Origin of the sequence: Paralimibaculum aggregatum (assembly GCF_030270585.1) — a bacterium.
Taxonomy (GTDB): Bacteria; Pseudomonadota; Alphaproteobacteria; order Rhodobacterales; family Rhodobacteraceae; genus Thermohalobaculum; species Thermohalobaculum aggregatum.
In genome coordinates this window covers 207,735-226,729 of sequence record NZ_BSYI01000003.1, presented here as the reverse complement: position 1 = coordinate 226,729, position 18,995 = coordinate 207,735, and the positions used below count along the sequence as shown (strand labels likewise).

18 protein-coding genes are annotated in these 18,995 nt (G+C 70.0%); 4 read left to right on the top strand and 14 right to left on the bottom strand.

From position 1 onward, the window contains the following. From QSJ97_RS03265 to metA, 6 genes are all read right to left on the bottom strand, one after another. Positions 1-749: glycosyltransferase family 2 protein (locus tag QSJ97_RS03265; RefSeq protein ID WP_285670108.1), on the bottom strand; the 749-nt coding region annotated here is incomplete at its 3' end. Then, positions 746-1,414: a class I SAM-dependent methyltransferase gene (locus QSJ97_RS03260; RefSeq protein ID WP_285670107.1), complete on the bottom strand. Its 669-nt coding sequence runs from the start codon at positions 1,412-1,414 to the stop codon at positions 746-748. The genes QSJ97_RS03265 and QSJ97_RS03260, both read right to left, overlap by 4 nt. A 226-nt stretch (positions 1,415-1,640) precedes the next feature. Beyond that, positions 1,641-3,287: a cation:proton antiporter family protein gene (locus QSJ97_RS03255; RefSeq protein WP_285670106.1), complete on the bottom strand. Its 1,647-nt coding sequence runs from the start codon at positions 3,285-3,287 to the stop codon at positions 1,641-1,643. Between the two features lie 114 nt (positions 3,288-3,401). Further along, the gene (locus QSJ97_RS03250; RefSeq protein ID WP_285670105.1) at positions 3,402-4,190 is read right to left on the bottom strand and encodes an arginyltransferase; all 789 of its coding nucleotides are present in this window, start codon (positions 4,188-4,190) and stop codon (positions 3,402-3,404) included. A 155-nt stretch (positions 4,191-4,345) separates the two neighbouring features. Beyond that, positions 4,346-5,290 carry an alpha/beta fold hydrolase gene (locus tag QSJ97_RS03245; RefSeq protein WP_285670104.1) on the bottom strand — a complete coding sequence of 315 codons (945 nt, stop codon included), beginning with the start codon at positions 5,288-5,290 and terminating at the stop codon, positions 4,346-4,348. Positions 5,291-5,360: 70 nt separating this feature from the next. Next, positions 5,361-6,287: a homoserine O-acetyltransferase MetA gene (metA, locus tag QSJ97_RS03240; protein WP_285670103.1), complete on the bottom strand. Its 927-nt coding sequence runs from the start codon at positions 6,285-6,287 to the stop codon at positions 5,361-5,363. 198 nt (positions 6,288-6,485) lie between these two features. Between metA and QSJ97_RS03235 the strand changes: the two genes are divergently transcribed. Further along, positions 6,486-7,013: a peroxiredoxin-like family protein gene (locus QSJ97_RS03235; protein ID WP_285670102.1), complete on the top strand. Its 528-nt coding sequence runs from the start codon at positions 6,486-6,488 to the stop codon at positions 7,011-7,013. A 58-nt stretch (positions 7,014-7,071) separates the two neighbouring features. On the opposite strand, the gene QSJ97_RS03230 is transcribed toward QSJ97_RS03235, so the two are convergent. The 4 genes from QSJ97_RS03230 to QSJ97_RS03215 all read right to left on the bottom strand — a co-directional run bounded on the left by QSJ97_RS03230 (position 7,072) and on the right by QSJ97_RS03215 (position 10,300). Then, positions 7,072-7,764, bottom strand: a complete 693-nt coding sequence (locus QSJ97_RS03230) for a peptidoglycan-binding protein (protein WP_285670101.1) — start codon at positions 7,762-7,764, stop codon at positions 7,072-7,074. 89 nt (positions 7,765-7,853) lie between these two features. Continuing rightward, complete coding sequence (locus QSJ97_RS03225) at positions 7,854-8,786, bottom strand: dimethylarginine dimethylaminohydrolase family protein (RefSeq protein ID WP_285670100.1); 933 nt, start codon at positions 8,784-8,786, stop codon at positions 7,854-7,856. Between the two features lie 10 nt (positions 8,787-8,796). Further along, positions 8,797-9,678 (bottom strand): ATPase, encoded by an 882-nt coding sequence (locus QSJ97_RS03220; RefSeq protein ID WP_285670118.1) that lies wholly within the window; start codon positions 9,676-9,678, stop codon positions 8,797-8,799. Positions 9,679-9,742: 64 nt separating this feature from the next. After that, positions 9,743-10,300: a tetratricopeptide repeat protein gene (locus tag QSJ97_RS03215; protein ID WP_285670099.1), complete on the bottom strand. Its 558-nt coding sequence runs from the start codon at positions 10,298-10,300 to the stop codon at positions 9,743-9,745. Positions 10,301-10,466: 166 nt separating this feature from the next. Here QSJ97_RS03215 and QSJ97_RS03210 point away from each other — a divergent pair, with 166 nt between their 5' ends. The 3 genes from QSJ97_RS03210 to QSJ97_RS03200 are packed head-to-tail and all read left to right on the top strand — an operon-like array spanning position 10,467 to position 13,968. Then, a complete protein-coding gene (locus QSJ97_RS03210; protein ID WP_285670098.1) occupies positions 10,467-12,275 on the top strand; it encodes a hypothetical protein in 1,809 nt (602 codons plus the stop codon). An 8-nt stretch (positions 12,276-12,283) separates the two neighbouring features. Continuing rightward, positions 12,284-13,330, top strand: coding sequence for a hypothetical protein (locus tag QSJ97_RS03205; protein ID WP_285670097.1), 1,047 nt, complete (start codon positions 12,284-12,286; stop codon positions 13,328-13,330). A gap of 41 nt (positions 13,331-13,371) precedes the next feature. Next, positions 13,372-13,968: a hypothetical protein gene (locus QSJ97_RS03200; RefSeq protein ID WP_285670096.1), complete on the top strand. Its 597-nt coding sequence runs from the start codon at positions 13,372-13,374 to the stop codon at positions 13,966-13,968. A 116-nt stretch (positions 13,969-14,084) separates the two neighbouring features. On the opposite strand, the gene QSJ97_RS03195 is transcribed toward QSJ97_RS03200, so the two are convergent. The 4 genes from QSJ97_RS03195 to QSJ97_RS03180 all read right to left on the bottom strand — a co-directional run bounded on the left by QSJ97_RS03195 (position 14,085) and on the right by QSJ97_RS03180 (position 18,940). Then, positions 14,085-16,220 (bottom strand): sodium-translocating pyrophosphatase, encoded by a 2,136-nt coding sequence (locus QSJ97_RS03195; RefSeq protein WP_285670095.1) that lies wholly within the window; start codon positions 16,218-16,220, stop codon positions 14,085-14,087. 186 nt (positions 16,221-16,406) lie between these two features. Next, complete coding sequence (ppa, locus tag QSJ97_RS03190) at positions 16,407-16,961, bottom strand: inorganic diphosphatase (protein ID WP_285670094.1); 555 nt, start codon at positions 16,959-16,961, stop codon at positions 16,407-16,409. 245 nt (positions 16,962-17,206) lie between these two features. Then, positions 17,207-17,923 carry a hypothetical protein gene (locus QSJ97_RS03185; protein ID WP_285670093.1) on the bottom strand — a complete coding sequence of 239 codons (717 nt, stop codon included), beginning with the start codon at positions 17,921-17,923 and terminating at the stop codon, positions 17,207-17,209. Positions 17,924-18,463: 540 nt separating this feature from the next. Further along, positions 18,464-18,940, bottom strand: a complete 477-nt coding sequence (locus QSJ97_RS03180; RefSeq protein ID WP_285670092.1) for an iron-sulfur cluster assembly scaffold protein — start codon at positions 18,938-18,940, stop codon at positions 18,464-18,466. Between the last annotated feature and the right edge of the window lie 55 nt (positions 18,941-18,995).

The window sequence follows — 18,995 nt, the reverse complement described above, 5'->3', positions numbered from 1 at the left end:
AAGGCAACCGCATAGACCGGCAGCTTCGCGATCATCCCGGCCAGTGTCAGCAGCCGCCAGCCGCGCCGGTGCTTGGCCATCAGATAGGCCCGGCTCCAGCCGAAGGAGCGATCCTTGATCCGACTCGCGGAGGGATCGCCGCCCGAGGAGCGGTCGCCGAGATGCAGCACGCGCGCCGCGGGCACGAAGATGATCGGCCGGCGCGCCGCGCGGTAGCGCAGCGCGAGGTCGTCATCCTCGAAATACAGGAAGATCGCCGGGTCGAAGCCGCCGAAATCGAGAAAGCCGCGCACCCGCACCAGCATCGCCGCGCCGGAGATCATCGGGATGCAGGCGGTGCCCTCCGGCACGTCGCGCCGGGAGAGCCGAGGCTCGAGGCTCGATTCGTGCCGGAAGAACACCTCGCCATCCTCGTCGACCAGCTTCGGCACGAAGAGATCGCAATCGGGAAACTCCGCCGCCGCCGCGGCCAGCGCCGCGACCGCCGCCGCATCCACCGCGACATCGGGGTTCACCACGAGGGCGAGCTCGGTCTCGACCGCCGCCAGCCCGGCCATCACGCCGCGCCCGAAGCCCTTGTTCGCCGGCAGGCGGATCACCCGGTAGCCGAGCTCGGCGCCCACCGAGGCACTGTCGTCGGGGCTGGCATTGTCCACCAGCACCGTCGGCAGCGACTGGCTGCTCGCCGCCTGCCAGCGCAGCGCGGCCGCGGAGTTGTAGGCCACGACGACGCGGGTGATCACCGTCATGCCCCTGCCCGCGCCGCGGCCGCAGGACCCTGCTTCTCCGCCACCACGAGGACCTGCTTGGCGATCAGCGGCTCGAGGCGCCCGCCGGTGGCGCCGATCAGCCAGCGGCGCAGCTCCCAGCGGCCATAGGCGGTGGCGCTGCCGGCATGGAGCCGCACGAGCCCGCCGCTGGTGGCCAGCTCCGCCGCCGTCTCGAAGGTGAAGAAGCGCAGATGCGTGCGATCGAGCAGCCCGGCCTCGCGATAGCGGAAATCGCCCCGCGTCAGCAGCCGCCAGATGAACTTCCAGTTGCGTATGTTGGGCACCGAGAGGATCAGCCGCCCGCCGGGAGCCAGCAGGGCGGAGAGCCGCTCCACCACCTCCCAGGGCCACGGCAAGTGCTCCAGCACGTCGAGGCAGAGGACGAGGTCGAGCGAGCCCGGCGGGATCGCTGCGCCGGGGTCGAAGCGCTGCAGGTCGCTCTCCCAGATCCGGTCGGCCAGGGCGCGGGCACGCGCGGCGGCCTCGGGGTCGAGCTCGACGCCCCCGGCCCAGGCGATCTCGCGCTCCGCGCGCAGGAGCTCCAGCGTCGCCCCGGCACCGCAGCCGAGATCGAGCACCCGGGCGCAGCGCGCCGGCAGATGCGGCAGGATCTCGCGCCGCGCATGGTCGAAATAGCCGCTCACGGCCGGGCCCCGGCCCGCGCACCGCTCCGGCGGGCCTGCACGCCCCGCGCGCTCGGTCTGGCGTGGCGCCCGGCTGCAAGCAGGCGTTGGTCGGTCCGAGTCGGCATCGCGGTCCATCCGGGAAGGAACGGCATCTAGAGCGGCGCGCACTATCGCACCCGCCGGGCCCGCCCGCAAGCCGGTCCACCGGCGCGGCGCACCCCCGTGTTACGCAACGGCACCCGCCTCAGCCGGGGGCGACGCCGGCCTCGCGCCGGCCCTCCGCCCCGGCCGGCAGCGGCGCGATATGCTCGGCGATATCGGTGGCGAAGCCCGCCCCCGCCTCGCCGTAGACGTCGAAGGCGACATGGGCGCCGGCATCGCGCAGCGCCTGCAGATCCTCGGGAAAGCGGGCCATGGCGGCGACGAAGCCCGGAAACCCCGCCCCGCGGATCTGCTCCAGCGCATACATGTTGGCCTCGTGGTCAGGCATCGCCAGCAGCACCGCGCGGAGCTGCGCCGAGGGCCGCACCGCCCGGAGCCAGAAGTCGCTGTCGGTGGCGTCGCCATGCACCACGTTCCAGCCCTGAAGCTGCATCCGGCGAACCTTCTCCCAGTCGGTCTCCACGCCGACCAGCCCGCGCCCGAGCCGCGCCTCGAGGGTGCGGTAGACCGCCTGCCCGAGCCGCCCCATGCCGAAGATCACCACCTCCGATTGGCCGATGATCGGGCGCTGATCGGCCCGCGCCGCGGTGCGCGCCTCGTAGCGCCGCAGATGGCGGCTGAAGCGGGCATAGATGTCGTGCGCCGCGGCGTTGACCGGGGTCAGCAGCAGGAACGAGATCGCCAGCGCCAGCGCCAGCACCAGCAGCCAGTCTGCCGACAGCAGGCCCTGGCTCACCGCCACGGCGCCGACGATCAGGCCGAACTCGGAATAGGTGGCGAGCCCCAGCGCGCCGAGCAGCGCGGTCCGCGCGCGCAGCCTGAGCCAGACGAAGATGCCGAAGAACAGCGCCGCCTTCAGCGGCAGCAGCGCCACCAGCACGAGCGCGGTGACGATCACCTCCGTCGAGGGAATGCCGCCGAGGCCGATGTTGAGGAAGAAGCCGATCAGGAAGATGTCCTTGAACGAGAGCAGCGCATCCGCCACCTCCGAGGCGCGGCGCTGCCCGGCCATCAGCATCCCCATGAAGAGCGCGCCGAGATCGGGCTTCAGCCCCACCGCCTTGAACGTGGCCGCGCCCAGCACCAGCACCGCGACGAGGCCGAAGAGCGGCAGCAGCTCGTCATGCCCGATGCGGTCGAGCAGCAGCGTGAGCACCGGGCGCAGGCCGAGCAGCACCAGGAGCCCGATTGCCCAGACCGAGGGCAGCGCCCCGGTGGAGGCGGTGAGATAGACCACCGCCGCGATGTCCTGGATGATCAGGATGCCGAGCGCGATCTTGCCGTGCACCGAGCCGAGCTCGCCCTTCTCCTCGTAGATCTTCACCGTGAAGACGGTGCTCGAGAAGCTGAGCGCGAAGGCGATCAGCGCCGCCTCGCCGGGCCCGAGCCCCGCGAGCAGGCCGAAACCGAGCCCGCCGAGCCCGAGCAGCAGCCCGAAGAGCAGCAGCACCGCCGCCGACATGTGCCCGAGCGACGCGGCCAGCACCTGCTTCTCCGCCAGCATCCGCGGCTTGAGCTTGAGCCCGATGGTGAAGAGCAGCAGCAACACGCCGAAATCGGCGATGCGGCGGCCGGCCTCGCTCGGCTCAACCCCGAGCTGGCTGAGCACGAAGCCCGCCGCGAGGAAGCCGAGCATCGGCGGCATCTGGAGAACGCGGGCGCCCATGCCGAAGGCGAAGGCGATGGCCAGCGAGACGGAGAGCGAATCGAGCGCGAGGAAGTCGGTCATGGCCCGATCATCGCAGGCCGGAACGATCGGTAAAGCGCGGCAAGGCCGCCATTTCGCGGTCGCGATGCCGCAGTGCGGAAAAACTTCGCGGGGGCAGCACCGACCGCGGCCGGGTCAGCCCGCCGCGGTCTCCAGCCGGCTGCGGCGCCAGGCCTCGAAGGCCTCGACGCTCTCGTATTCCCGCCAGCTCGCGCCGTCGCAGAGCTCGAAGGGGCGATACTGGGTCTTGTAGGACATCTTCGGGCTGCCCGCGACCCAGTAGCCGAGATAAACGTAGTGCAGCCCCATCTCGGCCGCCAGGCGCACATGGTCGAGGATCATGTAGGCGCCGAGGCTGCGCTGCGGATGGTCCGGCTCGAAGAAGGAATAGACCATCGAGAGCCCGTCGCCGAGGATGTCCGAGAGGCAGGCGCCGATCAGCTGCGCCTCGCCGGTCTCGGGATCGGGGCGGGTATACTCGATCACCGCCGAGTTCACCGGGGTCTCGTCGACCATCGAGGCATAGTCGAAGGCGTCCATGTCGGCCATGCCGCCATCGGCATGGCGCCGGTCCAGATAGCGGCGGAACAGGCCGAACTGCGCCTCCGTCGCCCAGGCCTCGCAGGGCCGGCGGGTGAGATCGCCGTTGCGCGCGATGACGCGCCGCTGGGTCTTGGAGGGGCGGAACTGCGCGACGGGGATGCGGATCGACATGCAGGCCGAGCAGCCGACGCAGGCCGGGCGGTAGATCACCGATTGCGAGCGCCGGAAACCGCGGGCCGAGAGGGCATTGTTCACCGCCACCGCGCTGGCGCCCTGAAGCGTCGTGAACACCTTGCGCTCCTCGCGGCCCTCCAGATACGGACAGGGCTGCGGCGCCGTCAGATAGAACTGTGCCTTGAGCGCGGATTCGTGGTGACTCATTCAGGGCTTTCCTCTTTCGGAATACGATAGGAAATGCCGAAGGGCTTGTCACCCGAGAGGTGCAGGCGGAACCGGCGGTCGCGCCGCGCCGCATTCACAGCACGCCGCCCGGCCGTGACGCCCCCGGAAGCGAGACGCGGCGGCGAGGCCCCGGGTCAGGCGCGGGCGGTGATGCGGTCGACCGCGCGGCGCAGCTCGAAGGGCGCGGCGTGATGCGCCATGTGCCCCACCCCGGGCAGCAGGTTGAGCCGCGCATGCGGCACCAGCTCCGCCAGCCCGGTGGCCTGGTGGTCCCAGTCGATGAAGTCGGCCTGGCCGTGGATGATCTCCACCGGCACCGGCAGCGAGCCATAGCGCGGCGCCATGCGGGCGAGCGAGGCGTCGATGTTCTGCAGGTCCTCGCCATTGGCGCGCAGCGTGTGCTCGCGCAGCGCCAGGGTCGCGCCGACATGCTCGATATAGCCCGGCGGCACCCGCTGCGGGCGGAACACGCGGGCGATGAAGTCGCGGATGCCGCCCTCGCGCGCGCGGCGCAGCAGACGGTCCATGTAGGCCTCCACCATCACCGCATCGAGGCCGATGGCACCGAGGATCGAGACCATGCCGCCATAGGGCACCGTGACGCCCGAGACCGAGACCACGCCGCGGGTCTCGCGCGGGAACTCGAGCGCCCAGGCCATCGCCAGCGCGCCGCCCCAGCTGTGCCCCACCACCACCGGCTGCTCGATGCCGATCTGCCGCGAGGCGGCCTGCAGCACGCGGGCCTGCACCCCCGGGTCCCAGCCCGCCACCGAGGGCCGGTCGGAATAGCCGAAGCCGGGCCGGTCGAAGGCGATCACGCGGAACCGCTCGGCGAGCTTCGGGGCGATGTCGAAGGTCCAGTCGCGCAGGTTGCCGCTGGCGCCGTGCACCAGCACCACCGGCGGCCCCTCGCCGGCCTCCCAGTAGTGCACGCGCAGGCCCCAGACCTCGGTGAACTTGCCGATGGGGGGATACTCCGCGCGGATCTGCGCCTCGTCGAAGGGCACCGGCGAGCTGCAGCCCGCCAGCGCCCCGACGCCGAGCGCTGCGCCCCCGAGGAGGAACCTGCGTCGCTGCATTCCACCGCTCTCCGATGTTGGCATTCACCCTAAGAGATGGGGCGATGCGGCGCGCCTGCAAGACGCCCGGTCAGCGGCTGCGGCTGCCGATCTGCGCCAGGTCGTAGGGGGTCGACTGGTAGAGCTCGTTGATCCAGTTGCCGAAGAGCAGATGCGCGTGGCTGCGCCAGCGGTTCTCCGGCGGCCGCGCGGGATCGTTGCCGGGATAGTAGTTGGCCGGCACCGCGATCGCCTCGCCGCGGTCCACGTCGCGCCGGTATTCCTCGTCGAGCGAGGTGGTGTCGTATTCGATGTGGTTGAACATGTAGAGCGCCCGGTGCTCGGGGTCCTCGACCAGGCACGGCCCGGTCTCCGCCGCGCTCATCAGCAGGCGCAGGCCGCGGCCCTCGGGCAGCTCGGCCTCGCGCACCTCGGTCCAGCGGCTGACGGGGATGGTGAAATCGTCCGAGAAGCCGCGCAGATAGGGCGAGGCCGGGGCGCAGTTGCGGTGCCGGAAGCAGCCGAAGGCCTTGGCCGGCAGCATGTGCTTCTGCACCCCGTGGAAATGGTGCAGCATCGCCTGCGCGCCCCAGCAGATCGCGAAGGTGGCGTGGACGTGGCTCTGGGTCCAGTCGAAGACCTCGGTCAGCTCGTCCCAGTAGGTCACCTCCTCGAAGGGCAGGTGCTCGATCGGCGCGCCGGTGACGATGAAGCCGTCGAACCGACGCGCGCGGGCCTCGGCGAAGGGGATGTAGAAGGCATCGAGATGCTCGGCCGCGGTGTTCTTCGAGACATGCTCGGTCATCTTCACCAGGGTCAGCTCGATCTGCAGCGGCGTCGCGCCGATCAGCCGGGCAAACTGGGTCTCGGTGCGCACCTTGTTGGGCATCAGGTTCAGGAGCGCGATCTGCAGCGGCCGGATGTCCTGCCGCTCGGCCGTCTCCTCCGACATGACCATGACGCCCTCGCGGCGCAGCACGTCATGGGCGGGCAGCTGGGCGGGAATCTTGATCGGCATCGGGGTCCTCGGGATCGCTTCGCGGCAGGGAAAGGCGCCGCGCCCCTGTCCCTACCCCCCCGCGCTGCAAAGGAAAAGCCCGCAGCCCCGCATGGCCGGTTTCGACTCACGCCGCCGCGAGGCGCGGCGCACACTGGCGCCCCATGCCCGCACGCCCTATCTGCGAGGCGCACGCACCCCCCCCGGAGGAGACCGCCGATGCTCATGCCGAACCAGCCCGCCCCCGCCCTCTCCGTCCCGCTCCTGCAGGGCGGCACCTGGACCCTCGCCGAGCGCCGGCCGGAGCGCTTCACCATCGTGGTCTTCTACCGCGGCAAGCACTGCCCGATCTGCCGCGACTACCTGCAGTCTATCGAGGCGCAGATCGACGACATCGCCGCCGCCGGCATCAACATCCTCGCGGTCTCGATGGACAGCGCCGAGCGCGCCCGCACCGCCGCCGAGGACTGGGGGATCTCCCGCCTGCCGCTCGGCTTCGACATGAGCGAGGCCACGGCGCGGGAATGGGGGCTCTACATCTCCTCGCAGCGGCCGGGCAGCCAGGAGCCGGCGCGCTTCTCCGAGCCCGGCACCATGGTGATCCGGCCCGACGGGACGATGTTCTTCATGGCGGTGCAGAGCGCGCCCTTCACCCGGCCGGCCATCGACGCGCTGCTGCGCGGGCTCGATTTCGCCGCGCGCAACGACTACCCGGCCCGCGGCGACCTGACTGCCGCGGCCGCCTGAACCGGCGCGCGGGCGGCCCGGCGCCGCCCGCCCTGCCCTGCCGCCCTCGGCCGCCGGGTCACTTGCCGTCGGCGGCCTTCTCGATCGCGGCGCCCGCCTGCTTCAGCCCGGCGAGCAGCTTGTGGAGGCTGTGCATCGCCACCTTCCAGTCGGCGATGACCATGTGGTGCTGATCGACCGCATCGAGGCATCTCATCAGCTCGGCCTTGTGCCGGGCGAAATGGGCCTGCTTGTCCTTCGCCTTCATCAGGGCGGCGAGGCTGGCCTTGACCTTCTTCAGTTCGATGCCCTCGCGCTTGGCGCCCTGGGTCATCTCCTCGACGAACCAGCCCATCGAGCGGTCGGCGCTGGAGAGCGCCGCCTCCAGCAGCTTGCGCTGCTCGGCGATCACCTTCGAGGTCTTGATGCAGGCCGCCCGGTACCGCTTCCGCTCCTCGGCCGATTGCTTCTCGGCCTTCTGGATCTTGGCGTGGAACTGCTCGAGCTCGCGGATCGTCGCCGCCGCCTTCGGGTCCTCCTTCGGCGCGCCGCCGCCCTTCGCCGCCTCCCCGAGGCGCTTCATGGTCCTGCTGCCGGCGACGCCGTCGTCGGCGAGGTCCTTGTGCCGCTTCTGGAAGTCAAGCACCGCCTTGCGGGTCAGCGGGCCGAAGATGCCGTCCACCTTCAGCTTCGGGCGCGCCTTCACCTTGTTGAGCATCGTCTGGAGCTTGCTGACCGCGCGCCCGGTGCTGCCATAGGACAGATTCGCCATGCTCCCGGCCCCCTCGGTCTCCCGCTGCGATCACGGGAAGCCATAGCACGAGCAGGAAAGTTTCCGCAGCGTCAACCGCGGGCGGCGCCTCAGCCGGGATCGCGGCGCAGCGCCTGGCACATGCAGTGCACGCCGCCGCCGCCCTGGGTAATCATCGCCAGCTCGGGGTCGTAGACGGTAAAGCCGAGCGCCTTCAGCTTCTCCTTCAGCGTCAGCGATTCCGCCGGCAGCAGCACCCGGTCGTCGCCGAGCGCCACCACGTTGCAGCCGAGCGCCATGGTCTCCTTGAAAGGCACCGGCACGATCTCGATGCCCTTGGCCTTCATCCAGTCGACGATATCGGCATCCGTGGTCTCGAGGCAGACCGCCGCCAGCTTCGGCGCCAGCATCACCACCATCAGGTCGATATGGACGTAATAGGGGTCGATATCCGCCAGCCGGACCTCCCAGCCCTCGGCCTCGAACCAGCGCCGGAGCTGGTCCGCCCCCTCGAACTGGCTGCGCCCCTCCTCGCCCTCCCAGCCGATCAGCACGCAGCCGGGCTCGATCACGTTGAAGTCGCCGCCCTCGAAGCAGCCGGCGGTGACATAGTCGTAGATCGGGATGCCGAGGCGCTGATAGGTCTCGATGGCGCGGAAGTTCTCCCCCCGCCGCCACCACTGCGCCATGTTGGTGATGACCGCGCCGAAGGGCGTCATCACCGAACTGTCGCGGGCATAGACCTGATAGGGCAGCTCCGGGTCGGCCTCGTGGAAATGCACCTCTACCCCGGCCGAGCGATAGGCCGAGACCATCTCGGCGTGCTGCTTCGCCGCCACCGCCGGGTCGAACGCCACGCCGCGGCGCAGGGTCTTCTTCGAGAGCGAGGAGGTCTTGAGCCAGCGATAGTTGCCGATCGGGCCGAGCAGCACGTCGCGCAGCACGCCGTAGTCGCTGTCGGCGCCCCAGCCGTTGAGCCGCGGCGTGCCCCCGCCATCGCGCCGCGCGCGCAGGGAGAACGGGGAAGCGGAGGGATGGTCCATGGCGGGTTCCTCAGGATGGGGCCTCGCCGCCGGCCCTTCGAGCGATCGCCGAGGCGATCAGCGCATCGAAGGCGGCCGGGCTGCGGACCCGTTCGATCTCCGCGGCGGTGACGCTGACGCCCCAGTGCCGCGCCATGGCACCATAGCGCGGCACCCGGTGCGCGAGCAAACGCCGATATCCCCAGACGATGAAGGCATCCGGATCGACCGCGTCCTCGGCGAAGCCGTGGCTCCCGCGATACTCCTCCCAGAGCGTCACGAGGAAATCCTCCGGATAGTACATCGGCTTGGGGTGGCGCTCGAAGCGGCGCACCAGCTCCTGCTCGAGCGCGGCGGTGCCCTCGATCTGCACCAGCAGCGTGCAGTCGGCCAGCGCCGTGAGCACCGGGTCGGCCGGGTCCTCGGGGTTCACCACCTCGCAGATCGAGCCGCCGGTGTCGCAGAGGAAGTTCTCGTAGCCGTAGAGATCGGTCGCCTTGTGCTGGAACAGCGGCGTGTCGAGCAGCGCCCGGATCTCGGCCTCGCGGTGCTGGCGCTGGCGCTCGAGATAGTCCGCGAAGGGGATGCCGCCCTTCGCCGGATCGCCCGGCTTGCCGAGATAGGTCGAGAGCGGGCTCAGATTGGCGAAGGAGATGTTTGAGGCGATGTAGATCGAGTCCGATCGCAGCAGGTCGCGCAGAAACGGCACCCGCATCGCCTCGCGCTTGAAGTTGTCGACGATGTGCTCGCCCATATAGCGCGTGCCGATCCGGTAATCCACCGAGTAGTGGAACCAGCCGGATTCTTCGCGCAACATGGCCGCCGTGCGGGTCTTGCCGAGACCCGACATGCCGAACAGCGCGACCGACTTTGCCGGCGCGGCGAGATAGGCGTCCGCCGTTGGATAGAGCAGCTCCCTCATGCCCTCCCCATAGCGATCCGCCGCGGCCATGCCAAACGGAAATGCACGGGCCAGATCACTTTGGCGCAGGCGCCAGAAGATGGCGCTCCCGCAGCCAGGGATGCAGCGCCACCGCCGCGCGCAGGGCCGCCTGCGCCGCCGCGCCGCGCCCCTGCCCGAGGAGGATCAGCGCCCGCCCGGAGAGCGCGCCGAAATGCGCCGGCTCACGCGCCAGCGTCTCGGCGATGGCGGCCAGCGCGGCCTCCCCCTCGCCGCGCTGGAAGAGCACGGTGGCGAGCTGGTTCCAGCCCTCGGCATAGTCCGGGCAGAGCCGGGTGAGCGCCCGGGCCGCCGCCTCCGCTGCCGCGAGATCGTACCAGCGGCGGCGGTCGTGCACCCGGTCGAGCAGCGCCTGGGCCGCATCGCCCGGCGCCGCCGACCAGAGCTGCCAGAGCGCCTCCTCCGCCGCCCTCCCCTCGGCCTCGCTCGCCGCGCTGGCGAGCTGGCCGAGCAGCGCCGCGCGCAGATCGGCGCGCGCCTCGGACCATCCTGGCGGGGCGCAGGGCGCCGCCTGCCCCGGCCCGCAAGCCAGGCCGAGCGCCAGCAGGCCCGCGAGCCAGCCGCTCCGCCACATGCCGCGCCTCCGTCCCGGCCTCCCGCCGGTCCGGCGATCGTCCCAGCCGTCCGACGGGCTGTCAATCATGCGGCGCCGCGCCCGCAGGAGCAGCCTTTTGCAGACGCGAAAATTGGCCTAGACTTCGTATCGCGTTGACCGCGTCTTTCTCGGACAGAGGGCTGACATGCAGTTCCCCAAGGCACCCGCCGCCGCGCTCCTGCTCGCTTTGGCCGGTGCTCTCGCCACGACGACACCCGCCGCCGCGCAGGATTTCGAGCAGGCCATGCAGCGCCTGACCGAACGGGTGGCCGAGGCCTTCTCGATCCGCAATCTCGGCCGCCTGAGCGATGCCGATCTCTACATCCGCCCGCCCTTCGACGATGCCAGCCGCGTCGTCTGCCCGCCGCTCTCGCGCCGGCTGGCGCGGGCGATCCGCTCCGAGCTGCCGCGGGCCTTCAACGCCAAGAACCTCAGCCGCGCCCGCCTCGTGCAGGACCCCGGGATGGGCGAGGGGCGCTTCATGCTCAACGTCACCTGGCGCGCGCTGTTCGACGACGCCTCGCTGGAGATCGCGGTGGAGCTGGGCGATCTCAACGGCGAGCAGGTCGCCACCATGGGCGGCCATGCCATGACCATCCCGATGACCGAGCTGCGCGAGACCGAGCGCCAGTGCCTCGCCGAGCTCGACGTGATCAACCGGGTGGCCACCGCCGACACCACGCTCTTCGTGCACCGCTCGGCGGACGTGTTCTCCACCGAGATCGCGATGATCAAGGCCGGCGAGAAATACCGGCTGCTCGGCCGGATGCCCTATACCGACGGCGACTGGGCGGTGGTCAAGCTGCTCGACGGCGCGCCGGACGATCCCTTCGCCGAGACCGTGGGCTTCGCCTCTGTGCCGCCGACCAAGTTCGAGCGCGAGGCGGAGGCGGCGCGCCTTGCCGCCGAGGAGGCGCGCCGCCGCGAGGCCGAGGAAGCCGCCGCCCGCAAGGCGGCCGACGAGGCCGCGGCCGAGGCCGCCCGCGAGGCCGCGGAGGCCGCCCGGGCCAGGGCGGAGGAGGCCCGCCGCAAGGCCGAGGAAGAGGCCGCCCGCCAGCACGAACTGGTGCAGAAGGAACTGGCGCGGCTGAAGGCCGAGCGCGAGCGGCTGGAGCGCGAGGCCGAGCGCCTCGCCGCCGAGCGCCGCAAGAAGGAAGAGGAGGAGGCCGCCCGCCGCGCCGAGGCCGAGCGGCTGGAGCGCGAGGCGGAGCGCCGCCGTGCCGAGGCCGAGGCGGCAGCCGCGCGCAAGCTCGAGGCGGCACAGGCCGAGGCGCGGCGCAAGCAGGAGGAGGAGGAACGCCGCCGGCTCGCCCAGGGCAAGGATGGCGGCGAGATCGGCGGCGGCGGCCAGGATGGTGGCGGCCACGCCGGCGAGCTCGGCGATTTCGTCTCGAAGGACGGCGGCGGCGCGGTCGAGGAATACAGCGCCGGCTACGGCGAGGATGACGGCGGCGAGTTCTCCGATCTCCACGGCAAGCCGAAGTCGGGCCAGGGCGGCGGCCGGTTCGGCGAGGAGGACGAGATCGAACTCGGCAAAGGCGGCGGCGGCGGCGCGGGTCAGTCGGGCCAGGGCGGCGGAACCCAGCTCGCCATGCGCCAGCCGGCGGAGAACCTGGTCGGCGCCTGGCAGTGCACCGGCCGCGAGGCGGAGGAAACCGGCACCGAGCTGCAGCTCGCCTTCCGGCTCGAGTTCAAGGCCGGCGGCGGCTACAATTTCGGCGGCAATGCGGTGCGCCGGAACCCCTTCGACAACTCGCAGATGGGCTCCTTCATGTTCGGCGAGTACGGGCTCTTCCAGGTCAAGGGCTGGCAGGTCGACATGCAGCCGCTCGGCGGCCTGCCCCAGGTGTCGCGCTTCCCCTATTCCGTGACGATCACCCGCAGCAGCCAGGACAGCATCACGGCGGTCAACCCGGATACCGGGGGCGAGATGACCTGCGAGCGCTCGAACTGAGCGCCGCCATGCCGTTGCGCCTGCTCCGATCCGCCCTCGCGGCGCTCGCCCTCGCGGCGGGCATGGCCGGGGCCCAGCAGCCCGCCGCACCGGGGGATGGCTGGGGCCCGGATCTCGACCGCTTCACCGCGCGCATCGCCGAATCGCTCGACGCCAACGATATCGGCCGCCGCGACCCCGCCTTCATCTATCTCCGCGCGCCCTTCGACGGCAGCAACCGGGTGGTCTGCCCGCCGCTCTCGGCGCGGCTCGCCGAGGCGCTGCGGGCGCGGCTGCCGGCCGCCTTCGAGCGCGCCGGCCGCCATGGCGCGCGGCTGGTGCAGATGCAGGGCAGCGGGCCCGGGCAATACGTTCTGGTGGTCAACTGGCTGACGGCCGGCCCCTACATGGTGCTGAGCTTCCGGCTCGGCGATCTCGGCACAGAGCAGATCGCCGAGATCGGCAGCGGCGCCCTGCCCGTCTCGCCCGATGGGCTCGGCCCGGAGCCGCGCGCCTGCCTCGCGCCGATCCGGGTGGTGAACCGGCTGCTCACCGCCGAGGCGCCGCTCTTCCTGCATCGCACGCCGAGCATCTTCTCCGAGGAGATCGGGGTGATCGAGGCCGGCACGCATTTCCGCCTGCTCGGCCGGGTGCCCTGGGCCGAGGGCGACTGGGCGGTGGTGAAGCCGCTCGACCAGCGCGACGAGCCCTTCGGCGAGACCCTGGGTTTTGCCATGGTGCCGCCGACCGAGGCCGAGACCCGGCGCCGCGAGACCCCCCGGCCGCAACCCGCGGAGCCGGCGCCGGTCTCGGCGCCTGCCGGGGCCGCGGAGATCGAGCTCGTCTCCGGCCGGCAGGCCACCGTCTGTGGCACCCATGCGCTGCGGGTCCGGGTGGTCCGGCAGGCCTCCAGCCCCGGCTACCGGCAGAAAATCCGCTGGTATCCGCCGGGCCGCGAAGGCTCGGTCGGCATCGCCCCCGGTGAGGAGATCGCGCTGGCGCCCGACTGCCGCCTGCGTCTCCTGCGCACCACGCGCAAGCTCGACCTCGTCGCGATCTTCGCCCGGCTGCCCTGACCCGGGACCGCAGCCACCGACCCGCCGACACGGAGCATTGCATGAAGATCACCGATTCCGCCGCCCTCGCCGCCAGCATGACCGCCGTGCTGCTGGCCGCCCCGGCCCTGGCCTGCGAGGAATATTACGAGGTCGACCGCGCCGAGGCGAAGGAGGCCGTGGCCTTCCTGAAGGACCCGGCCGCCGACGAGGTCGACCAGGCCTTCGCCATCGACACGCTGATCTGCGCGAAGCGCGTGGCGCTGCGCGATCTCGCGGCGCGCACCGCGCTGACCGCACCGAGCCCCTCGGTGCGCGCGCAGGTGCTCGCGCCCATGCTCTACGGGATGAACCAGGTGGTGGTGCGCTTCCTGCCCGCCGAGGGCCTGACGCGCGAGCAGGCGGATTTCGTGAAGCAGACGCCCTCGCACATCTGGTCGGTCTCGCAGGCGGTGCCGGAGGAGAACTGCGTCTCCTTCCACCGCGCCAGCTGCAACGACAGCGCGCTGCAGATCCTCGGCACCATCGTGCATTTCAAGAACAGCCACTGGCGCGGGCGGATGGAACTCGGCCCCGAGGGCCGGCTCGTGGGCCTCTACTGGAGCACCCAGTGGAAGGACGACATGAAGCCCCTGCCCGCGCTGATCGAGCTGCGCTGAGCGCGCGGCCCGAAAGGGCCGGCGCGGGGAAGCCGACCCGATGCCACATGCCGCCGGGCCGGAAATGAAAAGGGCGCCCCGAGGGGCGCGCTTCTCGCGTCTGGCAGGGGCGGGCCTCAGTGCGCCAGCACCGCCAGCATCAGCAGCGCCACGATGTTGGTGATCTTGATCATCGGGTTCACCGCGGGGCCGGCGGTGTCCTTGTAGGGATCGCCCACGGTGTCGCCGGTCACCGCCGCCTTGTGCGCCTCGGAACCCTTGAAGTGCTTCTCGCCCTTGCTGTCGGTGAAGCCGTCCTCGAAGAGCTTCTTGGCATTGTCCCAGGCGCCGCCGCCCGAGGTCATCGAGATCGCGACGAAGAGCCCGGTCACGATCACCCCCAGCAGCATCGCGCCGAGGGCCGAGAAGGCGGCATCCTTGCCGGCGATCCAGTTCACCAGCACGAAGCAGGCGATCGGCGAGAGCACCGGCAGCATCGAGGGCACGATCATCTCGCGGATCGCCGCCCGGGTCAGCATGTCCACCGCGCGGCCATAGTCAGGCTTCTCGGTGCCCTGCATGATGCCCGGCTTCTCGCGGAACTGGCGCCGGACCTCCTCGACCACCGAGCCGGCGGCGCGGCCGACCGCGGTCATCGCGATGCCGCCGAACAGGAACGGCAGCAGCCCGCCGAAGAACAGCCCGGCCACCACATAGGGGTTGGAGAGCGCGAAATCGACCGAGACGCCGTGGAAATAGCTCCCCGGTTCGGCCTTCGAGGCGAAGAACTTCAGGTCCTCGGTATAGGCCGCGAAGAGCACCAGCGCGCCGAGCCCGGCCGAACCGATGGCATAGCCCTTGGTCACCGCCTTGGTGGTGTTGCCCACCGCATCCAGCGCATCGGTGGTGGAGCGTACCTCGGCGGGCAGGTCGGCCATCTCGGCGATGCCGCCGGCATTGTCCGTGACGGGGCCGAAGGCGTCGAGCGCCACCACCATGCCGGCGAGGGCGAGCATCGTCGTCACCGCGATGGCGATGCCGAAGAGGCCGGCCAGCTCGAAGGTGGAGATGATGCCCGCGATGATCACCATCGCTGGCAGCGCGCAGGATTCGAGGCTGACCGCCAGCCCCTGGATCACGTTGGTGCCGTGGCCGGTGATCGAGGCCTCCGCCACCGAGCGCACCGGGCGGTAGTTGGTGCCGGTGTAGTACTCGGTGATGACCACGATCAGCGTCGTCACCACCAGCCCGATCACGCCGCAGATATAGAGATCGCGGGCGGTGAAGCTCTTGTCCCCGGCCACGAGCTCGGTCGACATGCCGTCCGGGAACACCAGCATCGTCGTCGGGAACAGCAGGATCACCGAGAGGATCCCGGTGGCGATGAAGCCCTTGTAGAGCGCCCCCATGATCGAGCCGTTGGAGCCCAGCTTCACGAAATAGGTGCCGACGATCGAGGTGATGACGCAGACCGCGCAGATCGCCAGCGGATAGATCATCACCGTCTCGGCGAGCCCGGTGCCGGCGAAGTAGATCGAGGCGAGCACCATGGTCGCCACCACCGTCACCGCATAGGTCTCGAAGAGATCCGCCGCCATGCCGGCGCAGTCGCCCACGTTGTCGCCCACGTTGTCGGCGATGGTGGCGGGGTTGCGCGGGTCGTCCTCCGGGATGCCGGCCTCGACCTTGCCGACGAGATCGCCGCCGACATCGGCACCCTTGGTGAAGATGCCGCCGCCGAGCCGCGCGAAGATCGAGATCAGCGAGGCGCCGAAGCCGAGCGCCACCAGCGCATCCACCACCACGCGGTCGGTCGGCGCGAAGCCGAGGCCGAACTGCGTCAGGATGGTGAAGTAGATGGCGACGCCGAGCAGCGCCAGCCCGGCCACCAGCATGCCGGTCACCGCGCCGGAGCGGAAGGCGATGTCGAGCCCCTTGTCGAGGCTCACCGAGGCCGCCTGCGCGGTGCGCACATTGGCCCGCACCGAGACATGCATGCCGATGAAGCCGGCCAGCCCCGAGAGCACCGCGCCGATCAGGAAGCCGATCGCCACGGCTATCCCGAGCAGCAGCGCCACGATCACGAAGATCACCGCGCCGACGATGGCGATGGTCTGGTACTGGCGGCGCAGATAGGCCTCCGCGCCCTCCTGGATCGCCGCTGCGATCTCCTGCATGCGGGCGGACCCCGCATCGGATTCCATCACCTGCTTGATGGTCCAGAACCCATATGCGAGCGCCAGCGCGCCGCATATCACGATCCCCAACAGCATGTTGCTCCTCCCCTCGGAATTCTTTCGGTCTTGTCGCGAGCCTGAAACGGCGCGGTTAACGTGACCGAAGAGACCCACCCACGCAACGGATTTAAGCGCCCGCCCGGAAGCCGGGGGGCGCGTCGCCTGGCAGATGTCGTCAGGGAAGGCGGTGCGGCCCGCGATGCCGGGCCGCCGGCGGCCGGATTACTCGGCCGCGACCTTGCTCGCCTCGTAGCGCTTGATCGAGGCCATCAGGATGCGCTCGGCCTCGGCCTTGTCGCCCCAGCCGGTGATCTTGGCCCATTTGCCGGCCTCGAGCGCCTTGTAGTGCTCGAAGAAGTGCCAGATGCGCTCGCGATGACGGATCGGCAGGTCCTCGAGATCCTGGATCTCGGCCTGGAACGGATCGACCTGCTCGATCGGCATGGCGATCAGCTTGTCGTCGATGCCGCCGTCGTCCTCCATGTGCAGCACGCCGATCAGCCGGCAGCGGATCATCGAGCCCGGCACCAGCGTGACCTCGGTGCGCACCATGACATCGACCGGGTCGCCGTCCTCGTGCAGCGTGTTCGGCACGAAGCCGTAGTTGTTGGGGTAGAACATCGGCACGTTGACGATGCGGTCGACCACGACCATGCCGTAGTCCTTGTCGATCTCGTATTTCACGGGCTGGCCGCCGCTGGCGCCGCCGGGGATCTCGATGACCACATTGACGTCATGGGGCGGGTTCACACCGGGCGGAATGGCGTGCAGGTTCATGGGGCTACTCCTCTGAGATCGGTCGAGCCGCAGTACCACGGTTCATGCTGCACCGCAATATGAATGGTCTGCGCCGGCTCCGATACGCCTCGAGGATACCCGCGGGCAACGGCTTTTTGCGGCGATTGCGCGATCTCCGCGTCAATGCGCCGCAAGCGGTCAACCTGGGGACAATCGGCTTTACCGCCGGTGGCAGGCGGCCCGGGGGCCGCCTTCAGTTCGGGCCGCGCACGGCCCGGAGCGGCTCAGGCCGCGAGCCGGCCCGCCAGCAGCGGAAACAGCCCCGCCGAGGTCAGCCGGTGCTGCGGCGGGATCCGCGCGCCATCCCCGACCCGCAGGTCCGGGTCGATCACCGAGCCGTTGCCGATGCGGGCATTGTGGCCGATCACCGTGCGCTCGCCGATCGCCACCTCGTGGCCGAGCCGCGCGCAATCGCCGATCTGCGCCCGGTCGGAGATCCGGCAGGCCTCGCCGATGGAGCTGCCGATACCCACCAGGCAATCGTCGCCGATCACCGTGCCGCCCTCGATCACCGCATGCTGGTTGCAGAAGCTCCGCGCGCCGATGGCGATGGGCCGCAGCCGCACGCCGCTGCCGTCCTGGCTCACCTGCCCGGTGCCGAGGATCATGCCGTAGCCGAGATGGGCATCGCGCCCGATCACCAGCAGGGGCAGATCCCGGAGCCAGACCTCCGGCATCAGCGTGAACTCGACCTCGCCGCGATAGCCGAAGGTGCGGAAGAAGGCGATCTTCAGCATCGGCTCCCGCGCGATGGCGCGCATCGCGTCCTCGTTTTCGGTATAGCGTTCGATCTCGGCGATATATTGCCGGTAGGCAATGAATTCCGGATCGTTCGCCCGGCGCATGACAAAGCCGGGCCTGATGGTGTTGCGCGCGGTCCGAAACGCTTCGCACCGGTCGAGACGGTCAAGATCGACTTCGATCTCTGAATAATATGACATAGCTTCACCCCGTTTCCCGCGCCGTGTTCGATTTCACCCCAAACTATGAACCGGCCAGGCCGCGTTTCTTCTGTCACGCAACAAGGGAAGAAAACGTTACCACCCTTCTCACCCACACTTCTCCATACACCGGAATGAAGGCAATTTTTTGAAAGTGCAACAGTTTCCCGCCATATTCGCAATTTGCATCGCCAAACGCGATGCAGGGTGCACGAGCATCGCCAATCAAGGCACCAAATGACTTAAGCCGTGTAAGGCGTTGAGATTTTTTCGATTCCCAACCCGTTTCTTCCGGGAGGAATGGCGAGTGCGGTCATTTGCGCGTGGCAGAAATACGGCACTCGGGGGCGGTGCAGCAAAGTATCAATATTGAACTTACGTTCAATTTTTCGACAAATTTGCGCCTTATTTCCCCTTCAGGCAGTCATGCCCCCGTGTCCGGAGCGAATCGCACCGCGGGTCTCGGGCAAATGCAGGATTTGTCGCGCAGCCGCACCCTAGCGGCGCGGCGTCGGCCGGGATTCGCAGAATGCGAGAAGGTCAACCCGCCGCTTCGTCGGCCGCATCGATGGCCGCGAGGGTCGCATCCCAGGCAAGCAGGATCGAGGCGTGGCGGTTTCGATAATCCCGCGCCGGGCGCAGCGCCTCGAGATCGGCGAAGGGAACTGCCGGCTCCGGCCCGTCCTCCTTTATGAGCTGGCGCAGCGCCTCGCGGCCGGCCTCGATCTCCGCGCGACTCAGGCCGATCACCGAGCGGCCGAGCACCGCCGCCGAGGCCTGGCCGAGCGCGCAGGCCTTCACGTCCTGGCCGAACGCCGCCACCCGGCCATCATCGAGGCTGAGATCCACCGTCACCGTGGAGCCGCAGAGCGGAGAGCGCTTCATCGCCGTGCCGCCGGGCGCCTCGAGCCGCCGCGCATGCGGAATGCTCGCCGCAAGCGCCAGTATGCGCTGCGAATAGAGCTTCATCAGGTCGCCATCGGCAGACGCGCGGGGCTTGGTCTCGGCTGTGGTCATGATCGGCCCTCCCGACCCCCTAGATAGCGTGGCACCCGGCGGGGTAAAAGAGCGC